This window comes from Nevskia ramosa DSM 11499 (assembly GCF_000420645.1).
Taxonomy (GTDB): domain Bacteria; phylum Pseudomonadota; class Gammaproteobacteria; order Nevskiales; family Nevskiaceae; genus Nevskia; species Nevskia ramosa.
This window is the reverse complement of the sequence record NZ_ATVI01000007.1, coordinates 334,167-357,172: the sequence shown is the minus strand read 5'-3', so window position 1 is coordinate 357,172 and position 23,006 is coordinate 334,167. Positions and strand designations below refer to the sequence as shown.

Genomic DNA, 23,006 nt, shown 5'->3' with positions numbered 1-23,006 from the left:
AAGCCTGATTACCTACGCTGCGCGCTGATTTTTCCTACAGTAGCGATCGTCTTTGCCTCTACGACCGTAACTGTCATGACCAACGCTTATCCGCACCTGCTGGCTCCGCTCGATCTTGGCTTCACCACGCTGAAGAATCGGGTGCTGATGGGCTCGATGCACACCGGCTTGGAGGACGCGAAGAAGCACACGCCACGGCTCGCCGCGTACTTCGCCGAGCGCGCGCGCGGTGGCGTCGGCCTGATCGTCACCGGCGGTGTCGCGCCGAACATCGTCGGCTGGGCCAAGCCGCTGGCCGGCACTCTGGCGACGCATTCGGCGGCGCAGCGCCATCGCATCGTCACCGATGCCGTGCATGCCGAGGGCGGCAAGATCGCGATGCAGATCCTGCATACCGGCCGCTACGGCTATCACCCGTTCGCGGTGGGGCCGAGCGCGATCAAGTCGCCGATCTCGCCGTTCAAGCCGCGCGAGCTGTCGGCACGTGGTGTCGAGAGCCAGATCAAGGCCTTCGTCCGCTGCGCTTCGCTGGCCCGCGAAGCCGGCTATGACGGCGTCGAGGTGATGGGCTCGGAAGGCTATTTCATCAACCAGTTCCTGAGCGCCCACACCAACAAGCGCAAGGATCAATGGGGTGGCGATTACTCGAACCGCATGCGCCTGCCGATCGAGATCATGGAACGTACGCGTGCAGCATTGGGCCGCGATTTCATCATCATCTATCGCCTGTCGATGCTCGACCTGATTCCGGACGGTTCGAACTGGGACGAGACCGTGCAGCTCGCGAAAGCGATCGAGCAAGCGGGTGCGACGATCATCAACACCGGCATCGGCTGGCATGAAGCGCGGGTGCCGACGATCGCCACCAGCGTGCCGCGCGCCGCCTTCGCCTGGGTGACCAAGAAGATGAAGGGCGAGGTTTCGATTCCACTGGTCGCGACCAATCGCATCAACACGCCGGAAGTGGCCGAACAAGTGCTGGCCGATGGATGCGCTGACATGGTGTCGATGGCGCGACCGCTGCTCGCCGATCCGGATTTCGTCAACAAGGCGGCGCGCGGTCTGGCGCACGAGATCAACACCTGCATCGCCTGCAATCAGGCCTGCCTCGATCACGCGTTCCAGAACAAGGTGGCGTCCTGCCTGGTCAACCCGCGCGCCTGCCATGAAACCGAGCTGCGCTATGACCGCGCGGCAACACCGAAGCGCATCGCCGTGATCGGCGCCGGGCCGGCCGGACTGGCCTGCGCGACGACGCTCGCCAGCCGCGGCCATCAGGTCGAGCTGTTTGATTCCGCGAGCGAAATCGGCGGCCAGTTCAACATGGCCAAGCGCATTCCGGGCAAGGAAGAGTTCTTCGAAACGCTGCGCTACTTCGGCAGCCAGATCGAACGTCACGGCGTGCGCCTGCATCTGAACACGCGTGTCGATGTCGAGCAGCTGTTGGCGGAGAAGTTCGATGAAGTGGTGATCGCCACCGGTGTCGTGCCGCGCGATCCGAAGATCCTCGGTCAGGACAGCCCGAACGTGCTGAGCTATGTCGATGTGCTGGCTGGCAACAAGCCGGTCGGTCAGCGAGTGGCGGTGATCGGTGCCGGCGGCATCGGTTTCGATATCGCCGAATACCTCGTCCACGAAGGTCCTTCGCCGACCTTGGACCTGAAGACCTGGCGCGCCGAATGGGGCGTTGGCGATCCTTCGTCGACGCGCGGCGGTTTGAAGCGACCGGAGATTTCAGCACCGGCGCGACAGGTGACCTTGCTGCAGCGGAAGACCGGCAAGGCTGGCGCTGGCCTCGGCAAGACCACCGGCTGGATCCATCGCTCCGCGCTGAAGGTGAAGCAGGTCGAGATGCTGTCCGGCGTCAATTACGACGGCATCGATGCCAAGGGTCTGCACGTCAGCTTCGGTGAAAAGCGCGAACGGCCGATGCTGGTCGAGGCCGATACCATCGTGCTGTGCACCGGTCAGGAACCGCTGCGCGAACTGGAAGCGCCGCTGAAGGCGGCCGGTGTCGCGGTGCATCGCATCGGCGGTGCCGATGTCGCCTCCGAACTCGATGCCAAGCGGGCGATCGATCAGGGCTCGCGGCTGGCGGCGCGGCTCTGAGGCTGACGTCCTCCTCCGCGAGCGCGGAGGAGGACGTTTGTAGCTCAGCGCAGCTCGGCCGAGGACTTGCCGAGCAGGCGCCGGGCCACGATCAGCTGCTGGATCTGCTGGGTGCCTTCGAAGATGTCGAGGATCTTCGCGTCACGGGCCCACTTCTCCAGCAAGGAAGTTTCGCTGTAGCCGATCGAGCCGCACAGCTCGATTGCTTTCAGCGCGACATCGACACAGGTGCGGCCAGCCTTGGCTTTCGCCATCGAAGCCTGCAGCGAGTTCGGCTTGCGATTGTCGGCCATCCACGCGGCCTGCAGGGTCAGCAGGCGCGCGGACTCGTAGTCCGCTTCCATGCCGATGAACTGCGCGGCAGCGGCGCTCTGAGTAATCACCGGCGCGTTGTAGTCGATGAGCACACCGGCAGCTTCAAGCACGCGGCGCGTCTCTTCGAGCACGGCGCGGGTCAGGCCCAGGGCCATGCCGGCGACCAGCGGACGGGTGTTGTCGAAGGTCTGCATGACGCCGGCAAAGCCCTTCTCGACGTTCACTTCCGGATCACCGAGCAGGTTCTTTCCCGGCACCCGGACATCCTTCAGCACGAAGGCGGCGGTGTCCGAAGCGCGGATGCCGAGCTTGTGTTCGAGGCGCACCAGCTCGAAGCCCGGCGTGCCTTTCTCGACGACGAAGCTCTTGATCGCGGCGCGGCCGATGTTCCTGTCCAGCGTCGCCCAGACCACCACCAGCTCGGCGCGATCGCCGGCGGTGACGTAGATCTTTTCGCCGTTGAGGATGTAGTCATCACCGTCCTTGACCGCGGTAGTGCGGATCGCCGCGGAGTCCGAACCGCAGCCTGGCTCGGTGATCGCCATCGCGGCCCAGCGGCCCTTGAAGCGCTCCAGCTGCTCCTCGTTGGCCACCGAAGCGATCGCCGAATTGCCGAGGCCCTGACGGGGCATCGACAGCAGCAGGCCGACATCGCCCCAGCACAGTTCCATGACGCCGACCAGCGACGACAGGTTGGAACCGTTGCGGTTCTCGTCGCTGTCTTCGCGGATGCCGCGGCCGACACCGGCAGCGCCGGCTCCGGCTGCGCCACCGCCGGCGGTCATGCCATCGAGCAGTGAAGCGAGCATGTCCAGCTCTTTCGGATAGGCGTGTTCGGCAAGATCGTACTTGCGCGAGATCGGCCGGAAGATTTCCTTCGCGACCTGGTGCGCCTGCATCGTCAGCGCGGAAAACTTCTTGGGAGATTCGAGATTGATCATGGGTGTTCGTATCCGTTAAACGAGAACGACGCCTTCCATCACACCGACCGCGCGCAGATCGCGGTACCAGCGTTCGGCCGGGTGTTCCTTGATGAAACCGTGGCCGCCGAGCAGCTGCACGGCGTCGGAGCCGATCACCACGCCCTTGTCGGCGCAGAGCTTGCGGGCGATCGCGGTTTCGCGAGCGAAATCCAGGCCCTGCTCGGCGCGTGATGCGGCACGCAAGGTGGCGAGGCGCATGCCTTCCAGCTCGATGCCGATGTTGGCGATGTTGAAGGCCACCGACTGGCGATGGCTGATCGGCTCGCCGAAGGCGACGCGTTCGTTGACGTAGGGAATCAGGTAGTCGAGCGCGGCCTGGCCGCAGCCGACCGCGAGCGCGCACCAGGCGATGCGGCTCAAGCTGATGCACTCGGCGTAGACCTCCGTTGCGCCATCGGCGAGCAGGGCATCGCCCGGCAGCTCGACATTGTTCAGCGTGACCGTGCCGGTGGCGGCGGCACGCAGACCCATCGCCGGTTCGGCGTCGATCTTCAAGCCGGCAACCGTGGCTTCGACGATGAACAGCGCCGGGCCCGCACCTTCGAGCTGGGCGGCGATGATGAACAGCTCGGCTGTTGCTGCCAGCGGTACCAGCGCCTTGACGCCGTTCAGCACATAACCGCCGGCCTTCTTTTTCGCAGTGGTCTGCAGCTCGAACGGATTGAACAGCGCGCGCGGTTCCTGGATCGCCAGCGCCGCTGGCGGCAGCGATTCGCCGGTGAACGCCGGCAGATACTTGGCCTGCTGGTTTTCGTCGCCCCAGAGCACCAGTGCGGTCGACACCGCGCTCGGTGCCAGACAGGCCACGGCCAGGCCGAGATCGCCCTGAGCCATCGCTTCATGGACCAGCACGTTGGTGACGGCCGAGCGTTCGGCACCGGCACCACCGAGTTCTTCGGGAATGCCCATCAGCGCCACGCCGAGTTCGGCGGCCTGGGTCAGCAAGGCCGCCGGCGTGCTGCAGGCGGTATCGGCAGCAACGGCGGCTGGCCGCAGCTGTTCGTTGGCGAAGGCCAGCACGGCGTCGCGCAACATCTGCTGCTCGTCGCTCGGCGTGAGATCGAACAAGGCGCGGCCCGATGCCTTCGGCAACCTGGCCGGCTTGGTCAGCTTCTGCACGGCGGTGAACTGCCGGCCGACCTTTTCGGCAGCGCGAAACGCGTTCTTCGAGCTCAGGAACAGCAGGCGTTCGGCCGGCTTGCGCAGGCCGAAACGGTCGATCAGGGGCGACGCGGATACGCGGTTGAGAATGCGCAGACCACGGCCCATCAGGGCATCAGCAGTACTCATGAGGATTTCTTCTTCGGGAAAGTTTTGACGGGAATTTTCGTGGCCAGCGCTTCGCCGGTACGGGTCAGGAAGCGTTCGATCAGCGTCGTCATCTTGTTGACGATGAACGGCCCTGCCAGCGGCCGATACAGCAGCGGAACGGGAACGTCGTGCATGACGCCCTCGACCTTGAACAGCATTTCGGTCTGCGCGCCTTTTTCGGCGAGACGAATCTCGCCGCCGATGAGCGCGTTGCCATGGCCTTTCAACGGCTGCCAGCGGATCGCCCCGGCATCACGGTCGATCTCGTAGCGCGCGGCGTAGCTCAGGTCATGGGCGATCTTGGCGATGCGCACGCCCATCGTCCGCATCTGCCAGAGATAGCTGTCGTCGGCAAGACGGGTCAGCTTCTTCAGATTCGGGAAGCGGCCGATGGTGCCTTCGAGATCATCGAGCAGGCTCAGGGCGCGGGCGTGGTCGATCGGGAACAGCAGACGGCGTTCGATGTCGAGCTTGATGTTCATCTGCGGCGTGGAGCTGTGGAGAATGTGATTTTCATGGCCGGAAGCTTCCGGACTGGAGCTTCGCGTGCGTCGCGGGTGTCAGCTTCCGATAGCTGTCGCCGTCGAGCACATAGAGCGGTTCGCTGATCTGTTCGAGATCGAAGCCTTCGCGCTTCAGATCGACCTTGCGGTACTTGAAGGTTGCGGTGACTTCCTGCTCCTTGCGCAACCGGATGAACAGCGGCACGGCGTAGGCGGGCAGGGCGGCACGCAGTTCGGTGGCGATGCGCTTGCCATCGAAACGCTTCGCGGCGCAACTCAGGGACGCCATGCCGGCTCGGCCATCGGTGCCCGGCACCTCGACGCCGTAGACCACGGCCTGTTCAATACCTTCGATCTGGTTCAGCGCGGCTTCCACTTCGGTGGTCGCGACGTTCTCGCCTTTCCAGCGGAAGGTGTCGCCAACGCGGTCGACGAACTGGATGTGGCGCAGACCTTGATCGCGGACCAGATCGCCGGTGTTGAACCAACAGTCGCCCTTCTTGAACACGTCGCGCAGCAGCTTGGCTTCGTTGGCGCGCTTGTCGGTGTAGCCGTCGAACGGCGCTCGTTCGCTGACTTCGGAGATCAGCAGGCCGACGCCGCCGCTGGCGACTCTGGTCAGCCGGTCCTTGGCGTTGCGAACCGCGCTTTCGGCATCGGTATCGAACGCGACGATGGCATAGCTCAGCGGGCAGAAGCCGGCGGTCTTGCTCAGGTTGAAGCCGTTGACGAAAGCCAGATTCGATTCGCTGGCGCCGTAGAACTCGGCGATCCGCTCGATGCCGAAGCGGTTCTGGAACTCGTCCCAGATCTCCGGCCGAAGGCCATTGCCGACCATCAGCCGTATCTGATGCTGACGATCCTTCGGGCTCGGAGGCTGGTTCAGCAGGTAGCGGCACAGTTCGCCGATGTAGCAGAACGCGGTGGCCTCGTAGCTGCGGATCTCGTCCCAGAACTTCGAGGCGGAGAACTTGCGCGACAGGGCGAGGGCGGCGCCATCGGCGAGCACCGCGCCCCAGCAGACCGTCAGCGCATTGTTGTGATAGAGCGGCAGCGCGCAGTACAGGGTGTCATTGCCATGTAGCCGCATGGTCATCTGGCCGAGACCGGCCATGCCTCGCTGCCAGCGGTAATGGCTCATCACCGACGCCTTCGGCAGGCCGGTGGTGCCCGAGGTGAAGATGTGGAAGGCCGGTTCCTTGAGCTGGATCGTCGCGGTTTCCGGCGGATTGCCGGACGGCTGACGATCGCATTCGGCTGACCAGTCGAGCCAGCCTTCGGGCGTTTCGGCGCCGTCCCAGCATTTCACGCAGCCGGCATCGAGTGCCTGTTCGCCGTCGAGCGAAGCAACGGCCTCGGCGCATTCCTCGCCGGCAATCAGCAAGTGGGGCTTGCTTAAGCGCAAGGAATGGGCGAGCACCTTGCCACGCTGGTTGTGGTTGAGCATCGCCGCAACGGCGCCGAGCTTGACCACGCCGGCGATCGCCGCCAGCGTCTCCGGCCGGTTGCTGCTGATGATCGCGACCACCTGGCCGCGCTTCACGCCAGCGGCTCGACAGGCCGCAGCACAGCGGTTGGCCCAGGCGTTGAATTCGGCATAGGTCCAGCGCCGGTCGTCGAATTTCAGCGCTGTAGCGTACGGCGTCGCGTCGGCGAGCTTCTGCAGCTGCAGGCCGATCGAGCCGATCGAGGTCGGCTTGCAGAGCGCCAGATTCCACAGCCCGCGCTGCACGGTCAGCACCTCGGGCAGCGTGGCGATCACGCCCTTGAGTAGATCGCCTAGCCGGATTCGGTCCCCTGAGCGCGCTGCGCTCACGCCGCTTGCGCCTGTCGTGCGAGCGGCTTGGCCTGGCGATCGTTCGACTGGAGCAGGGCGATCTGGAACGGCCGGCCAACGGCCGACCGATCGACAAACCGATCACGGCGTTCGATCAGGGTGCTGACGCGACCTGTCGGGCGGGTCTTGTTGGTCATCGCGATGGGTTCCTCGTCGCTGGGTTCTGCGAAGTGCGGCGAATAATGGAACAACTGTTCACAAAGTTCCAGCGCCGCACGTCAGTAGCGAATTCCGTCGTTTCGGGAAATTCCGCTCCGATGCCATTTTCGCGACGCATTTCTGGCGCCTTTCCAAAGCCTTACGCGAATTTTTCGGAGTGCAATTCACGAGCCAAAACCGCTGTTCTTCAAGAACAAACCGTTGATCGTTGTAGATGGCTAGTCGTTTTTTTTACCTATTAATGTTCGCTCACTCCAGTCGCATTCCAACCCCTGCACCGACGAGCCCGAACATGAAAATCCACTCCCTGAGCCTTCCCCTCGCTGCCATTGCTCTCCTTTTCTCGTCGACGGTCGGTGCCGCAACGGCCACTTCCACGGCTCCGAAACTGATGATCGATCTGTCCAAGTTCAAGCTGACCCTGCCGGTCAACAGCACGGGTGGAATCACGGGGAAGGCAGTGGATGTCAAGCCGACCGAACTGACTGGAACGCCTGGCTATGCATCAAAATATTTCTATACCGATACCACCGGCGCGGTTGTTTTCTATTCGCCGGCGAATGGGGCAACGACTAGCCCGGGTGAGGGTAGCGACCACACTCGTTCGGAGTTGCGCGAGATCTATACCGGCGCTGGCACCACCGAGTGGACCAATGCTGTCGGCGGCACGATGACTGCCTCCTTGCGTGTCGATCAGGTTGCCGACAAATCCGGCAAGGCCATCATCGGCCAGATCCACGGCCTTTCATCGATGATGATCCTGGTCTACTACAACGTCCCCAAGAAGACGATCGAAGTGCGCTACTTCACTTCGCCCGACAACAAGACTTCTCAGACTTTCGTGGCGGCGAGCAACGTCAATCTCGGTGCAAAGATCAACTACAAGATCCAATGGATTGGCAGTTCAGTATCGGTCATGGTGAATGGCTCTACTTTCAACAAGGTCACACCTGCTGCCTGGAACAAGGTCCCGGTTTACTTCAAGGCGGGTGCCTACAGCTCGACGTCGAATGTCGGCAATCCGGACAGCGCCGCTACCCAAGTCTGCTTCTACAGCCTCAACATCCAGCATTGATCCCACTATTGATCATGGGAGCAATTAACTTTCCATATCCCGATTCTGATCAAGACTCGGGATATGGAATGGAATGAAGATGAAGATGAAGATGAAGATGAAGATGAAGATGAAGAGTCTTGTTGGTTGATGATCGTTTCGAAATTGATGTCGATGTCCGTTTGAGCAGTCCAAAGAATTCTCAGTGGAGCATCAGTCCCAGGTTGCCGTCAGCGGCCTCGAACGACAGATGCTTCAACGATACGTACCAGCCGCGCCGCCGGATCACGGCATTCGCGAAAGGTGGTGGCAAAATCGGCAGGCGAGTGCAGAAGTGCCGTATCGAAACCGACATCCTGCAAGGCCTGAATGGCTTCATCCGTCGAGCCGAAATGCAGATGCACCCGGCCACGAACGAAAGCTGATAGCAGACGGACGCCAGCCTGGATCAGCGGTGAGCGATTCTCGACGGCCAGATGAAGGTCGGACAGATACAGGCCTTGCGGAAAGTCGTGCAGGGTCTGGGCGATCTGACTCCACAACGCGGTCACGGCCGGCAGTGGAAAGTAGTTGATCAGCCCTTCAGTGATGATCGCCGTGCCCTGTTCGGGATCCAAAGTCGCCGCGATGCCCGGAAGACTGGCCGGCCCGGCGGTTGCAAACGCATCGATATCGGCCACCCGGTGATGTTCCGAACCGTGACTGCCTACTGCAGCCAGCAACGTCCGCTTGCGTGCCGCCATGCCGGGCAGATCGGCTTCGATGTAGCGGATGCGGCTGCCGTACTGCTTGGCGTAACGCCAGCCGCGTGGCGACAGGCCGGCAGCGATCTCGATGATCTGAGTCACCTTCCCGGCGGTGATCGCCGTCTGAAGCTGATGGTCGATGACCCGATGCCGAGCCAGCAGCAGGCCTTCGAGCGTCGGCCCGCCGACGGCGCGGCTCAAGGCGAGCGCCGGTCGGCCGATAGTGAACAGCAGCCGTCCTTCCGGCGTTGCGAACGACGGATGGCCGAGCCCGTGGCGCGCCCAGACGTAGCCGGTGTAATGCGCGGTTGGGCTGACGTTGGTCGAACGACTAGGATCAGGCACGTAAGGACACTCCCTCAAAAAATGTTCACGGCGGGCTTGCCGCAGAAAGCGGAATGCGTCTATCGTAATGACATCGCATTAATGCTGGAGCCAGTTTCTCGCTCATGCTGATGGCCGTCAAAAAATCCACCACCGAGCACAAGCCCGCGAAGCTGAAAGCGACGCGCTCGCGTGCCCTGGATGGCGTGGCAGGCACGCGTGAGGCGCTGATCCGCGGTGCGATGAAGTTGTATGGCGAACGCTCGATCGGCGCGGTGTCGCTGCGCGAGATCGTGCAGAAAGCCGGGCAGGCGAATCAGTCGGCCATTCACTATCACTTCAATGATCGGCAGGGCCTGATCGCCGCCATCGCCGATTTTGTTCACAAGCTGTTCGAGCCGCATTTCGACGCTTCGCTGGCGATGATTGCCGAGCGGGAGCGCAGTGGCAGCCTGACCACGGAAGATCTCGTCGAAGCGCTGGTCATTCCGCTGATCCGGGTCTTCCACACCGATGAAACCGGGCGCGATGCCATCCGTTTCATCGCCCGTCTTGCCGCGGATGGCGATGACGCCGGTCAGGCGCTGCTGTTGAAACAGGTGGCCTCCTTTCTGGTGCCGATCGAGGCTCGTCTGGCGGCGCAGATGCCGGACAAGCCGCGCGACAAGTTGCAGTTGCAGTTGCTGCTGGGGCTCAGTTCGACGGTCTACGGCCTGACCGTGATCGGCACGCTGCGACATGCGCCGTTTTCGGGCGGTGTTCCGCTGTATACCGGTCGCTTCGACGACCTGATTCGTGACTACGTGCATTTCGTTGGCCGAGGCTTGCTCGGCGCCTGATTGCTTTACCTGGCGGCACTCCGTTCATCAAAAAAGCGCGAGCATCACCCGGGCAACAATAAACGCCGTGCACTGATACGGCGCCGACAGTGGAGAGGAGAGCTGATGAAACACAAGCTGATGGGCGGCGTGGCACTGGCTGTACTGGCGTTTCATGCGCCGTCGCGGGCAATCGATTTCGAGTATGGGGAACTCACTGGCGCCTGGAAGAGCACGCTATCGGTGGGCAGTGCGTTCCGTACCGAGAAAGCCGACTCCCGTCTCATCGGCAAGCTCAACGTCAATCCGAGCCTGTGTCCGGACGGCTGCCTTTCGTTCGCCGGAGATCCAGCGCCCAATCAGCGCCTGGTCGACGCGCCCGGCGCCTTCATCGGCTCGAACAAGGATGACGGTGACCTGAACTACCGGCAGTGGAACCCGGTGGCCGCGATCACCAAGTTCTCGACCGACCTGAACGGCACCTACGGCGATTACACCTTCAAGATCGGCGCCATCGCCTTCTTCGATCCGGTCAATTTCCGCTTCAACGAAAGCCATCCGGACACGACCTTCCAGCCGTCGACCACTGGCCGCCCGTACCGGCTCGGCAGCCCGCTTGCGCAGGATATCCAGATCAAGGATGCCTTCATCGGCAAGTCCTTCCAGCTGTTCGAGCACGATTTCAACGCGACCGTCGGCTACCAGCACATCCGCTGGGGCGAATCGACCTTCGTGGTGCTGAACTCGATCAACGAACTGCAGCCGCCGGATGCGCGCCTGCTGCATCAGCCGGGCACGCCGATCAACGAAGTGTTTCGGTCGGTGCCGCTGATCACCCTGAATACCCAGCTCACCGACGGCATGTCGCTGGATTTCATCTACCAGCTCGCCTGGCGCCCGGTGAATCCGGATCCCGGTGGCGCGTTCTACTCGAACATCGATTTCTACAAGCGCTCCGAGTTCCTGATCGGTCTCGGCCAGTTCCATGAGGATCCGAATCGCCTGCAGCGCATCCCGTTCCCGATCAACGCGATCTCCAATTCGTCGTTCACGGCCAACGTGTTGCCGCTGAAGTTTGCGCAGCCGAACAATCAGGGGCAGGTCGGTGCCAAGCTGACCTGGTATCTGCCCGATTTCAACGGCGGTACCGAGCTGGGCTTCTACGGCCTGAACTATCACAGCCGCCTGCCTTACTTCAGCGTCATCGCCACCAACGAATCCTGCGCCCGCAACGCTGCGGGCTTCGTCGAGGCGTTCACCGCGTGCAAGGGTTTCGTCGGCCTGAATCCGCAGACCGGCCTGGAGCCGGCACCGATCGATTCCGAGCAGGTGTTCTTCGCCTATCCGGAGAACATCCAGGTGTTCGGCATGAGCTTCAACACCAACGTCGGCAAATGGTCGCTGGCGGGTGAGTACTCGATCCGCCCGAACATGCCGCTGCAGGTATCGGCCAGCGACGTGTTCTTCGCGGGTCTGCAGCCGTCGCTGCCGCGACAGGACATCACGCTGGGGCTTTCCCAGGATTTCATCCAGCAGACGATCGCCTCGCTGCGCGGCTCGATCGGCGACATCGGCAGCTCGAACCCGCAGGAACTGCTGGGCCAGCTGGCGGCGCTGCTGAATGGTCTGCCGGTGCTGGTGCCAGCATTCGCTCAGAACGTCACTCTGCCGGCATCACGCAGTGCAGTGCCGGATTTCCTGTCGCGCTATCGCGGCATCGAGATCCAGCCGAATCAGCGTATCAACGGCTATGAGCGCTTCGTCGTCGATCAGCTCGACATCACCGGCATTCGCGCCATCGGTGCCTCGGAAAATCCGTTCGGCGCTGATCAGGTGATCATCCTCACCGAACTGGGCATGACCCATATCTACGGCATGCCGAACCGCAGCCGTCTGCAGTTGGAAGGCGGTGACAACAACGGAACGCATGCCAGCCCGGGCGCCGACGGCACCGGCCAGGTCAACGGCCAGCCGGACACGCGCTCGTTGAACCCGACACAGCAGACCAGCGGCTTTGCCTCAAGCTTTTCGGCGGGTTACCGCATCCTGACCCGCTTCGAGTACAACAATCTGCTGGCGGGCCTGAACTTCAAGCCGGCGATCTACTTCGGCCACGATTTCTATGGCATCTCGCCATTGCCGGTGCAGAATTTCATCGAGGGCACCATCAGCTATGCGGTTTCCACCGAGATCGAGAACGGCGGTCCCTGGTCGGGTCAGTTGATCTATCAGGGTTCCACCGGTGGCGGCACCGTCAACACCCAGCGGGATCGCGACGTGATCGCGCTCCAGATCGGCTACACGTTCTGATTGGAAAGCCCGGTGCAGCCTTGGCCGGGTCAGTTTTCTACGAGTGGATCCGGTCCTTGCCAAGCCGCCTGACGCGCGTTCGGCTTCGACCGTCACCGTTGTTCCCCGAAAGGCGGCAAAGGCGCCGGTTTCCCGGAGCAGCATCAGCAGGCCATGTTTTCTTGTGAGGAGATTGACGATGTTCAAACAAGCAGGTTTGTTCATGTTGGCAGGCGCCGTTGGCTTGGCTGCCAGCGCCAATGCATACGCCAAGGCGAGCGCCGAGGAAGCCGCGAAACTGGGCAAGGAACTGACGCCGGTCGGCGCCGTTGCCGGTGCCAATGCCGACGGGTCGATTCCGGCCTGGGTCGGCGGCGCGAACTTCGATGCCGAAGTGCGGGCGCTGACGCCTGCCAAGCTCGAAGAACTGCGCCAGCAGTTTGAAGTGGTTCGCGGCAAGAGCCCGGGCGATTTCGCCGCGCTGCTGAAGTATCTCGATACCTTCACGCTCGCGGATTACCCGAAGATCTCCAAGCAGATCGACGACATCATCGCCAAGTTGCCGCCTGAGCTCGGCAAGCTGGCGACCAAGCAGCGCCAGCAGATCGGTGGCGGTGGCAAGTTCGAAAAGCCGCTGTTCATCATCACCAAGGCCGATGTCGCCAAGTACGGCGACAAGCTGACGGAAGGGCAGAAGGCGATGTTCGCCAAGTACCCGACCTACAAGATGATCGTCTACCCGACCTTGCGCTCGGCGTTCTTCCCGGACGAGATCAATGCCGCGACGATCAAGAACGCGACGACCTCTGAACTGGTCGGCACCGATGAAGTGAACGGTGCCGTGCTCGGCTTCCCGTTCCCGATTCCGAAGAGCGGCGCCGAGGTGATCTGGAATCACAAGATGCGTTACCGCGGTTCGGCCGTGAAGCGCTACAACAACCAGGCCGTGGTCAAGGCCGATGGCACGTACAAGATCACCAAGCTGATCGAAGACGTGAAGTTCAAGTACGCGAATCTTGCCGAAGCCAATCCGGGCACCAAGATCCTGCTGTACTACCTCTCGAATGTCGTCGCTCCAGCCAAGGTCGCCGGTCAGCTGACCCTGGTGCATGAAACCTCGGGTGCCGAAGGCTCGGGCCGCAATGCCTGGATCTTCAACCCCGGCCTCGGCCGCGTGAACAAGGCGCCGGATGTCGGTTACGACAATCCCTACATTGGCACCGATGGCGAACAGTTCAACGATCAGGTCGACGTGTTCAACGGCGCGCTGGATCGTTACGACTGGAAGCTGGTGGGCAAGAAGGAGATGTACATCGCCTACAACTCGTTCCTGATCAACGCGCCGCTGATCAAGTACAACGACATCATCCGTCCGGGCCACATCAACCAGAACCTGTCGCGCTACGAGTTGCACCGCGTCTGGGTCGTCGAGGCCACGCTGCGTGCCGGCCTGCGTCACCAGTTCAAGAAGCGTCGCTTCTATGTCGATGAAGACAGCTGGGCAATTGCCGCGGTGGATGACTACGACACCCGTGACCAGCTCTGGAAGGTGCAGGAAGCGCAGCTGATCTCGGTGCCATTCGTGCCGACCGTCACCGGCATTCCGGAAGTCATCTACGACCTGCAGAGCGGCCGCTACTTCGTCACCGCGCTGTCGAACGAAGACAAGATCTCGGACTTCAAGATCACCTTCAAGGACGACTACTTCTCGCCGGGCAGCCTGAACCGCAAGTCGCAGTCCAAGTAACAAATCATCGCAAGCGTCGCGGCCGGCGAGGCGACTCGCCGGCCTGTGCGCAAGGTGTCGCCAGTACACCGGGGGAGTTCATGAATCGTCACCGAATCACTCTGCAGAAGGCCGTTCTGGCCTCTGCAATCGTTGCTGCGTTTGCCTTCCCGGTCTATCTGCTGGCACAGGAGGAAGAGGCTGAAGACACTGGCGTCGATACGACACTGGTGCCGCGTCCTGCAGTGATCGCGCCTCGCGCCACGTCCGGCCTGATCCTGAGCCTGGCCAAGGCGGGCGACGGTTATGTGGCCGTCGGTCAGCGCGGCGGCGTGCTGTTGTCTGCCGATGGCAAGGTCTGGAAACAGGTCCTGACGCCGGCCGATGCAACCCTGGTGCGCGTCCGTTTTCTCGATGACACGCACGGCTGGGCCGTGGGCTACGACGGCACCATTCTGGACACCACCGACGGTGGCAAGAGCTGGACCCTGGCCCAGTTCGATGCGGCCTGGGGCAAGCCTTGGTTCGACATCCTGTTTCTCGATGCCAGCAACGGTCTCGTCGCTGGCGGCAACGGCGTGCTCAAGCGCACGGCGGATGGCGGCAAGACCTGGGAAGCGGTCGAATCGCCGGTTTTCGAAGATCAACCGAATCTCTACAACCTGATCAAGCTCGGTGACGGCAGCCTGCTGCTCACCGGCGAGCGCGGCTTTCTCGCCCACTCGGCCGATCAGGGCAGTACCTGGAAGCAGTTGAAGTCGCCGTACACCGGCTCCTACTTCGGCGTGGTGCCGGTGGGTACCAATGGCGCGATCGCCTTCGGCCTGCGTGGCAACGCCTTTCATATCGTCGATGTCGCAAAGGCGCCGGGACTCAGCGAGGCCGATCTCGCCGCGCTGCGCGAACTGGCCGCCAATCCCGAAGCCTCGGGGCAGAACGCAAACCCGGTCAGCGAGGTCGCCGGCTGGAAGCGCCTGGCTTCGAACGACACCGAAAGCCTGTTCGGTGGCTCGGTCGGTGAGGACGGCACGGTGCTGCTGTTCGGCGCCAACGGCCGGGTGATGAAGGCGGATGTGGAAGCGGGCGCACTGACGAGAGTCAACCTGCCGACCAACATCAACATGAACATGGGACTGGCTGCCGCGGACGGCCTGATCGTGGTCGGCACGTCGGGCGTGAAACTGCTCGCCCTTCCGAACTGATTGCTGCGCGACACCACTAGAACTAGAAGCGGAGAAGGCATATGGCAGGTGCAGCAGTAGGCGGCGTCTGGGCCGACAAGATTCTCAGGGCGGTCGAGCCGATCATCTATGGCCGGCGTCAGATGACGCACTGGATCCTGATCATCCTGACCCTGCTGTTCACGGTTCAGATGGCGCGCCTGAAGCCGGATGCCGGCTGGCTGAAATCGGTGCCGCTGGAACATCCGTACATGGAGAAATTCCGCGAGTACTACCGGGATTTCGGCGGTGCCAATACGGTGCTGGTGGCGCTGATCAAGGACGAAGGAACCGGCGATATCTACACGCCGGAGTTCATGGGCACCTTGCAGAAGGCTACCGATGAAGTGTTCTTCATGCCCGGTGTTGACCGCGCGAAGGTCACTTCGCTGTTCACCCCGAACGTCAATTACGTCGAGAACATCGAAGGCGGCCTGAGCGGCGCCACGGTGATTCCGCCGGACTACGCGCCAACGCCGGAAGTGCTGCAGAAGGTGAAGTCCAACGTTGCCAAGGCGCAGGTGATCGGCCGTATCGTCACCAACGATCAGCGCGGCGCGATGATCCTCACCGAACTGCTGGAAATAGATCCGCAGACCGGCGAGAAACTCGACTATCTGAAAGTCGGCCAGTACCTCGAAGAACTGCGCGCCAAGTACGAAAAGGACGGCATCAAGGTCCACATCATCGGCTTTGCGAAGATCGTCGATGACATGACCAAGGCGTCGCTCGAAGTCGCCGGCTTCTTCGGTCTGACCCTGATCATCACCGGCTTCCTGCTCTGGATCTATTGCGGCTCGTTCAAGCTGGCGATGATTCCGCTGTTCTCGTCCGTGGTCGCCGTGGTCTGGGAAATGGGCTTGCTGAAGACGCTCGGCTTCGGCGTCGATCCGTTCGCGATCCTGGTGCCGTTCCTGATTCTGGCGGTCTCGGTCAGTCATGGCGTGCAGTACGTCAACGCCTGGGTCGATGAGGTCCATGCCGGCAAATCCAGTTTCGATGCCTCGCTGGAAACCTTCCGCCGCCTGGCGATCGCCGGCACCATTGCGCTGCTGACCGATGTCGCCGGCTTCGCGACGATCTATCTGATCAAGATCCAGATCATCCAGGAGATGTCGATCAACGCCGTGCTCGGCGGCCTGGCGATCATCGTCGCCAACAAGATGTTCGTGCCGATCTGGCTGACCATGATCAAGCTGAAGGACGTCAATGCCTTCATCGATCGACAGACCAAGAAGGACGCCAAGCTCGATCCGATCTGGTGGTGGCTGTCCGGCGTCACCAAGCCGGCAGTGGCAACCGGGGTGATGGTGGCCTGCGGTGCGATGCTCGGCTGGGCGCTGTGGGGCAAGGCGGATCTGAAGGTGGGCGACGCGTTGAAAGGCGTGCCCGAACTGCGTCCGGACTCGCGCTTCAATCAGGACTTCAATGCGATCACCGACAACTTCCAGATCGCCGTCGACATCTTCAAGGTGATCGCCGAAACCAAGCCGAACGGCTGCGTCAGCTATCAGCTGATGGATCAGGCCGATCGCTTCGCCTGGAAGATGGAAAACACTGCCGGCGTGCAGTCGACGCTGTCGCTGCTGACCTTCGCCAAGCTTGTCTATCAGGGCCTTTCGGAAGGACGTCTCAACGCGCTGGTGCTGCCGCGCAACCAGTTTGCGCTGGCCCAGGCCACCGCCTTGGTGCCGACTTCCACCGGCCTGCTCAACGATGATTGCGATGCCCTGGCGATCTATCTGTTCACCAAGGATCACAAGGCCGAAACGATCAGCCACATCGTCGAGGAAGTGAAGAAGTTCAACGCCGAGAACGCCGCGGACTTCTACGCCAAGGCACCCGATACGAAGCCGGAATACTGCGCGACCAAGTACGACACTTTCCAGAAGCTCAAGGCCTCGAATGGCGAAGTGTTCAAGCTCGGCGATACTGCCACGGCCGAAGTGCTCGACGCGGCACGCAAGAAGCAGACGGATCTGAAGACGGCCTATGAAGGCATGACCAAGGATTGCCCGGTCAACTTCGCGCTGGCCACCGGCAATGTCGGCGTGATGGCCGCGACCAATGAAGTGGTCCACGAGCAGGAAGGCAGAGTCGTGCTGCTGGTCTACGCCGTGATCCTGGTGCTGCTGTGGATGTGCTTCCGCGAATGGCAGGCGATTGTCTGCATCATCCTGCCGCTGGCCCTGGTTTCCGAGATGGGCTACGCGGTGATGGCCGAGCTCGATATCGGCATGAAGGTAGCGACCTTGCCGGTGCTGGCGCTCGCGGTCGGTATCGGCGTCGACTACGGCATCTACGTCTACGGCGTGCTGATGTCCGGCCTGAAGGAAGGCAAGAGCCTGCGGGTGGCGTACTTCGAGACGCTGCGCGGCACTGGCAAGGCGGTGATCTTCACCGGCATCACCTTGGCCGCATCGGTCTCGACCTGGCTGCTGTCGCAGCTCCAGTTCCAGATCGACATGGGCCTGCTGCTGCTGTTCATGTTCACTGCCAACATGTTCGGTGCCGTGCTCGGTCTACCGGCGATCGCCGCGTTCCTGTTCCCGCCGAAGCCTGGCGAGGCGCCAGCGACGATGCCGAAGAATCTGGCGCCGGCCAAGACAGCGCATTGAGTAAGTTCTTCAATGGCCAAGGCTGATTCACGCAGCGCATCGCTGGACGCGCTGCGGGCAGCGCTCGATCGAGCGCCGCCCGCAGGCCTGGACGGGCTCGATCCGAAGCAGCTGGCCCAGCTGGCCACGCTGCTGAGCGACGCCAAGCGGCGCCAGAAGACGCAGGTCGACGCGGCGCTGACGGAGTCGCTCAGCCACGTGCCGCTACTGCTGCGCGGCGCGGTGCGCAAGATCCTGGACCTCTAGCGCATGTCATTGGCCACGCTGTCACTCGGGCATCGCGCCGAGATCATCAAGCTGGCGCGGCTCTGCGGCGTCGCCGAGGATTCGCTGGCCTGGCTCGGCCAGCTGGAGCCCAAGACCATTCGCGCGCTGCGCGAGCAGGCCACGGCGGCGATGTTCGACGCCGATCGCAAGCGCTTCCAGAACATGGCGGTGGCGAGCCGGTTGCTGCCGATCCCGATCCTGGTGCTGATCATCGAGAAAGTGATCGGTCCGCTGATCTGCGCCCGGGTCTGCGGGCTGGTGCCGGCCTCGCGGGCGATCGAGATCGCCGGCAAGCTGAAGCTGCCGTTCATGGTCGACACCTGCATGCAGCTCGATCCGCGTTCGGCGCAGGAGCTGATCGGCAGCTTCCCGAAGCATCTGATCATCGCCATCGCCCGCGAACTCGCTGCCCGTGGCGAATACGTGACCATGGGTCGCTTCATCGATCTGATCGCCCTCGATGTCATTCCTGCCGTCGTCGAAGCGATACCAGACAACGCCAAGCTGCTGCACATCGCGTTCTTCGCCGAAGACACATCGAGACTCGGCGACATCGTCGAGCGACTGACGCCGGAGCGGCTCAAGAGTGTCGTCGAACACAGCGCCAATGGTTCAGCCGAACTGTGGGGCGAAGCGCTGGCGCTGATTTCGGGTGTCGATGTCGGGCTCCAACAGAAGCTCGCCGCAATCACTGGCGCGCTGCCGGAAGCCTCGCTGAACACCATCGTTCGCAACACCCAGGCGATTGGTCGCTGGGACGTGCTGCTGCCGATCGTCGCTCGCATGGAGCCTGCTCAACAGCAGCGGGTGATCAATCTCTCTGTCCTGCAGGACGATGCGATCTTCGCCGACATCATTCGCGCCGTGTTCCAGCTGCCGGATATCCGCCCGGTGATCCTGCTGCTGACGCAGCTGAAACCGGACGCCCGCGCCAGGCTCGACGAGATCGCGAAGCGCTTGGGCCTGAGCCTGCCGGACCCGGCGCTGCTGGGGCCGTTGATCGGCGGGCGCTGAAGGAAGAAGCCGGCTCGTACCATGTGCGCCGGCTTACTTCGGCGCACCTTCTGGTGCTTGAACCAGCACATCGTCATCGGCACTCCAGGCCGGCGTGGTCACCGCGTAGAACTCCAATGCTTCGCCCTTGCTGGCGCGAATGGAGCGAACGACGCTCGGCGGAATCAGAATGAACGAACCCGGCCGAACAGCATGGGCCTGAGTCCCCGTCCAGACTTCGCCCTTGCCCTTCAGGATGAAGAACGATTCTTCGCCGACCTTGTTATGACTCCAGGCGCTCGCCCGACCTGGTTCCAGGCGAAACAAGGCCACGCTGCCCATCGTTGATTGAGCAGCCGGGGCGCCGACACGGCCGGTAAGCTCCTTCAGCGTCACCCCGGGCGAAACGGTCAGCTTCGCCACATCATCAGGATGCAGCGCTACGGGGCCTGATGATTGCTGCGCATTCGCTGCCGATGTCGCACCGAGGGCCAACAGCAAGACTAGCGATTTCATGAGGGGGGAAATCCTTTGGATCATGATGGCCAGTTTGCTTTGGCGGGCTGAGGCTTGACGAAGCACATCCAGTAAAACAGGCGCTGAGTCATCGGTGCCTGCGATCGTCATCCGATCTTTGTTCTGACGGAATCCAGAATCAGTTGTTCAAGAACGGCGACATCCACGTCCTTGAGCTTGCCAACGTAAAGACATCCCTTGCCTGTCTTGTGCTTCCCGAGCGTCGGCAGTAGCTCCTCTCGCCGCGGGGCACTGCCAGTTCCGTAGATGCTGATGTCGCCTTTCCTTGACGAGAAACCGACCAGGCAGGTTTCTCCCTCTCGACCGCTCTCGTATTTGTACTTGAGAATGCCAAAGCCGACGATGGCGGTGCCCCACATCTTCGGCTTCTGCTGGGTCACCCTGGTCATGATCTTGATCAGTGCAGCGCAGTCTTTCCGCCGAGCCTCGTCTTCGATGGCGGCCAGATACTGCTCGACGCTCGCGTCGGTAAGCCGGGTCTTGTTCTCTGCCATGTCACTGAACTCCTGAACCGATGAGCCGCGAGTCCCTATGCAAAGCCGAGTAGCGCGCCTGCTTGGTCGGCGCAATGATTCCGCGTTGCTAAGCCGCAGGTTTTCTCAGAAAGCCAGCGACAAGAAGCGCCCATGCAAGGATCAATGCCAAGCCTGCGCCCATGTGGGCCAGCTTCACCACCAGTTCCTGCCATATCGCGCCTCCGGTTGCACCGGCCTGCTGCGCCGCCAGGGGAAGAATCTGGCTCGTGCCCCACCAGGCATTGGCGACTTCGGTGAGCGCCATGATCCACGTCAAGCAGGCTGCCCCCAGCATCACGGAGGCTGAGCGGACGCCGACATTGTTGGGAACCGCCAGGAGAAGCAGCGCCATCGCAATGAACAGCATCCCGTTCGTGACCAACTGGATATGAGCGCCCAATGCAAGTCGTGGAAAGGGCGTGTGCGGCACCACGAGACCCCATACCAGACCGACCAGAATCAGTACTAATCCGTGGACAAGAATCTGACGACCTCTGTCAACTGCATTCATCGGTTTCCCCCGTGTAGCTGCGATTTGCATGCACCGGCACCCAACACTCGCCGCTTCTCGCTGTCGGCTTTTTTTGTCCTTGTTGATTGCTGGCTCGGTTATTTGTAAGCGATCACCGCGCTGGTAGGGCCGGCAAGAGCAATCATGTCGAACCGTCGGAAACCGGCCTCGCTGCACCAGTTCCTGAAATCGGCGCCCGTATAGTCGAAGGCATCGCCAAACTCGATCAGCATGTTCAGCGACATCAGCAGACCAAACGCGTTGTCGCGCCTGGCGTCGTCGATCACGTTTTCGATGGCGATGAAAGCACCGCCGTCGGGCAGGGCGTCGTATGCCTTCCTGATCAGGATCTTCTTATTCGCGAGATTCCAGTCATGCAGGATATTGCCCATCGTAATGACGTCTGCCTTCGGCAGATCGTCTTTGAAGAAGTCTCCGGCAATCGGTTTGATTCGGCTTTCCATACCGGCCGCCTTGATGTGCTTCAGCGCGAGCGGCGCCACAGGAGGAAGATCGAAACTGGTGAACGACAGATGCTGATGGTGTGCGCCCACGACTCTCGACAGCAGCGCCAAGGCTCCACCTACGTCGCCCACTGTCTTGTAGCTGGAGAAGTCGAACTTCTGCGCCAGCAATGCAAAGTTCGCGGCCTGGAAGCCGGTCATCGCATCGAGAAATTCACCCAAGCTGTCCTGGTTGGCGTAAAGCGCCTCGAATATCGACTTGCCGCCGTCCTTGACTTCGTTTTGCGGTTTGCCGGTCTTCAATGCGGCCCCGAGATGATTCCAGAATCCGAACAGGCGGGAGTTCAGCATCAGCGTGAGTCCGCCGATGTAGGTGGGACTCTTCTTGTTCAGGAACGCCGCTGTCTCCGGCGTACTTCTGTATTGGCCCTCGGGGCCGTCTCCATCTCGATCGAGAAATTTCAAGGCCACCAGCGCATCGAAGAAATCGTAGGTGCCGCGAGGATGAAGCCCGAGTGCCTGGCCCAGTTGCGTCGCGGATTGCTGGCCGTCACCGAGGGTCGTGAAGAGATCGAGTTCCACCGCGGTCAACAATACTTTCGAAGCCCAGAATGCAGTGGCGGTCTGCATGATGTGAGATGGATCAAGTTGTTCTTTCATTCTTATCCCTCGTGATCGGAGTATTGGTATGCCTGACGCCCGGGTTCAACGCGCAGGTAAGCGATCGCGTTGAACAGCTTGTTGGATACGCTCTGGCGTGAGTCTTATCACTGATATACATCAGCCCCGCACCGCGGCCGTTTTTGCGTCGCTGAGCCAGCTTGCGCGGAAAGCCGGCCGAGTTTACTGAGGAATCTTGCGCGCCACGCCTATTGGCAAGGCGTCGATCTTCCGCATCTCGGAGGATTCGAACAAGGATGGATCTGCGAGATAGGCATCCACGAATTGCATGGAATCCGCGCCCCAGAACAACTGCTTGTCGATAACGAAACTCGGCACGCCGAAAACCCCATTCTCGATGGCTTGGTTGGTGCTCGCCCTCAGGGCGTCCTTGATGCTTTGCTGCTCAAGACTGGCGGGGTCGATGTTCAGTCGAGCCGCTAGATCCTGAATGACCTTGGGGTCGGTAGGATCTGCGCCCGTTGTCCAGAGCGAAGCGAAGATGGTGTCGATGGCCGCGCGCGAACAATCGGCGGCGAATGCCAGGCGGAGATAAGGGACCGGATTGAACGGGTGGCAAACCGGGATGCAGAAAGGAATGTTCTGCTGCTGCGCCCACCAGGTACACCAGCGGTACGTCCACTCGCGTTTCTTCGGAACTTCCGCCGGACCTTTCTGGCCCCAGTGATTCAGCAAGGCGGCAAAAAGAACCGGGTGACGTCGAACTTCGGCCCGCGTAGACAGCTCTTCTAGCTTCAGCGAAGCGAAGTAGGCATATGGGGAGATGAAGTCGAAGTACCAATCAGCGGTGATCATTCTTTTCTCCAGCGATCGTTCGTCATCCGGATTGAAGTGTAGGCCGGAGTACTGGTCAGACATCATCGCAAGGCCGCTCATCAGGCGCTATGCCGACGTGGTCCGGCATCCGGTTATCGCGGGCGAGCTCGTCGGGCGACTGCTACGCCAATGGTTCGGCCGAACTGAGAGTGAAGAGCCGGCGCTGATTTCGGTCGCCGCCTGGTTCGCGGCTTTTCGAGCGCCCCGTAC

Annotated in this window: 20 protein-coding genes; 9 read left to right on the top strand and 11 right to left on the bottom strand. The window is 61.7% G+C overall.

Annotated elements, in window-relative coordinates; all coding sequences use genetic code 11:
- The first annotated feature begins 75 nt into the window (after positions 1-75).
- The gene (locus tag G513_RS0112980; protein ID WP_022977279.1) at positions 76-2,109 is read left to right on the top strand and encodes an NADPH-dependent 2,4-dienoyl-CoA reductase; all 2,034 of its coding nucleotides are present in this window, start codon (positions 76-78) and stop codon (positions 2,107-2,109) included.
- A 44-nt stretch (positions 2,110-2,153) separates the two neighbouring features.
- Here G513_RS0112980 and G513_RS0112975 read toward each other — a convergent pair whose 3' ends face one another.
- From G513_RS0112975 to G513_RS0112955, 5 genes are read right to left on the bottom strand one after another with little or no spacing between them, the layout of a single operon-like run.
- Positions 2,154-3,365 carry an acyl-CoA dehydrogenase family protein gene (locus tag G513_RS0112975; protein ID WP_022977278.1) on the bottom strand — a complete coding sequence of 404 codons (1,212 nt, stop codon included), beginning with the start codon at positions 3,363-3,365 and terminating at the stop codon, positions 2,154-2,156.
- A gap of 15 nt (positions 3,366-3,380) precedes the next feature.
- Positions 3,381-4,676 carry an acyl-CoA dehydrogenase family protein gene (locus G513_RS0112970; protein WP_022977277.1) on the bottom strand — a complete coding sequence of 432 codons (1,296 nt, stop codon included), beginning with the start codon at positions 4,674-4,676 and terminating at the stop codon, positions 3,381-3,383.
- Between the two features lie 17 nt (positions 4,677-4,693).
- Positions 4,694-5,200, bottom strand: a complete 507-nt coding sequence (locus tag G513_RS22920; RefSeq protein ID WP_022977276.1) for a hypothetical protein — start codon at positions 5,198-5,200, stop codon at positions 4,694-4,696.
- Positions 5,201-5,231: 31 nt separating this feature from the next.
- Positions 5,232-7,037, bottom strand: a complete 1,806-nt coding sequence (locus G513_RS0112960; RefSeq protein ID WP_028475499.1) for a long-chain-acyl-CoA synthetase — start codon at positions 7,035-7,037, stop codon at positions 5,232-5,234.
- Positions 7,034-7,195, bottom strand: a complete 162-nt coding sequence (locus tag G513_RS0112955) for a hypothetical protein (RefSeq protein WP_156891650.1) — start codon at positions 7,193-7,195, stop codon at positions 7,034-7,036. Before G513_RS0112955 ends, G513_RS0112960 begins: the two co-directional genes overlap by 4 nt.
- Before the next feature lie 314 nt (positions 7,196-7,509).
- Here G513_RS0112955 and G513_RS0112945 point away from each other — a divergent pair, with 314 nt between their 5' ends.
- A complete protein-coding gene (locus G513_RS0112945) occupies positions 7,510-8,292 on the top strand; it encodes a polysaccharide lyase family 7 protein (RefSeq protein ID WP_169560639.1) in 783 nt (260 codons plus the stop codon).
- 209 nt (positions 8,293-8,501) lie between these two features.
- Here G513_RS0112945 and G513_RS0112940 read toward each other — a convergent pair whose 3' ends face one another.
- Positions 8,502-9,362, bottom strand: coding sequence for a class I SAM-dependent methyltransferase (locus G513_RS0112940; protein ID WP_022977272.1), 861 nt, complete (start codon positions 9,360-9,362; stop codon positions 8,502-8,504).
- 110 nt (positions 9,363-9,472) lie between these two features.
- Here G513_RS0112940 and G513_RS24975 point away from each other — a divergent pair, with 110 nt between their 5' ends.
- From G513_RS24975 to G513_RS24965, 7 genes are all read left to right on the top strand, one after another.
- Positions 9,473-10,180 (top strand): TetR family transcriptional regulator, encoded by a 708-nt coding sequence (locus G513_RS24975; RefSeq protein ID WP_169560637.1) that lies wholly within the window; start codon positions 9,473-9,475, stop codon positions 10,178-10,180.
- Between the two features lie 105 nt (positions 10,181-10,285).
- Positions 10,286-12,469 carry a DUF1302 domain-containing protein gene (locus G513_RS0112930; RefSeq protein ID WP_022977270.1) on the top strand — a complete coding sequence of 728 codons (2,184 nt, stop codon included), beginning with the start codon at positions 10,286-10,288 and terminating at the stop codon, positions 12,467-12,469.
- Between the two features lie 178 nt (positions 12,470-12,647).
- A complete protein-coding gene (locus G513_RS0112925; RefSeq protein ID WP_022977269.1) occupies positions 12,648-14,195 on the top strand; it encodes a DUF1329 domain-containing protein in 1,548 nt (515 codons plus the stop codon).
- Between the two features lie 80 nt (positions 14,196-14,275).
- Positions 14,276-15,376, top strand: coding sequence for a WD40/YVTN/BNR-like repeat-containing protein (locus G513_RS24970; RefSeq protein WP_022977268.1), 1,101 nt, complete (start codon positions 14,276-14,278; stop codon positions 15,374-15,376).
- A 41-nt stretch (positions 15,377-15,417) separates the two neighbouring features.
- Positions 15,418-18,012, top strand: a complete 2,595-nt coding sequence (locus G513_RS22905; RefSeq protein ID WP_022977267.1) for an efflux RND transporter permease subunit — start codon at positions 15,418-15,420, stop codon at positions 18,010-18,012.
- Between the two features lie 12 nt (positions 18,013-18,024).
- Positions 18,025-18,258, top strand: a complete 234-nt coding sequence (locus G513_RS0112910) for a hypothetical protein (RefSeq protein WP_022977266.1) — start codon at positions 18,025-18,027, stop codon at positions 18,256-18,258.
- A 3-nt stretch (positions 18,259-18,261) separates the two neighbouring features.
- Positions 18,262-19,293, top strand: a complete 1,032-nt coding sequence (locus tag G513_RS24965) for a hypothetical protein (RefSeq protein WP_156891646.1) — start codon at positions 18,262-18,264, stop codon at positions 19,291-19,293.
- Positions 19,294-19,326: 33 nt separating this feature from the next.
- On the opposite strand, the gene G513_RS25515 is transcribed toward G513_RS24965, so the two are convergent.
- The 5 genes from G513_RS25515 to G513_RS0112880 all read right to left on the bottom strand — a co-directional run bounded on the left by G513_RS25515 (position 19,327) and on the right by G513_RS0112880 (position 22,856).
- On the bottom strand, positions 19,327-19,899 hold the full coding sequence (locus G513_RS25515) for a cupin domain-containing protein (RefSeq protein WP_084711513.1): 573 nt from the start codon (positions 19,897-19,899) through the stop codon (positions 19,327-19,329).
- Positions 19,896-20,303 (bottom strand): DUF1801 domain-containing protein, encoded by a 408-nt coding sequence (locus tag G513_RS0112895; protein ID WP_022977263.1) that lies wholly within the window; start codon positions 20,301-20,303, stop codon positions 19,896-19,898. The genes G513_RS25515 and G513_RS0112895 overlap by 4 nt, the downstream gene beginning before the upstream one ends.
- 88 nt (positions 20,304-20,391) lie before the next feature.
- Positions 20,392-20,835: a styrene oxide isomerase gene (locus tag G513_RS0112890; RefSeq protein ID WP_156891644.1), complete on the bottom strand. Its 444-nt coding sequence runs from the start codon at positions 20,833-20,835 to the stop codon at positions 20,392-20,394.
- Positions 20,836-20,933: 98 nt separating this feature from the next.
- Positions 20,934-21,959, bottom strand: a complete 1,026-nt coding sequence (locus G513_RS0112885; protein WP_033417700.1) for a methyltransferase — start codon at positions 21,957-21,959, stop codon at positions 20,934-20,936.
- A 183-nt stretch (positions 21,960-22,142) separates the two neighbouring features.
- Entirely contained in the window at positions 22,143-22,856 is a 714-nt protein-coding gene (locus tag G513_RS0112880) for a 2-hydroxychromene-2-carboxylate isomerase (RefSeq protein ID WP_022977260.1), read from the bottom strand.
- Between the last annotated feature and the right edge of the window lie 150 nt (positions 22,857-23,006).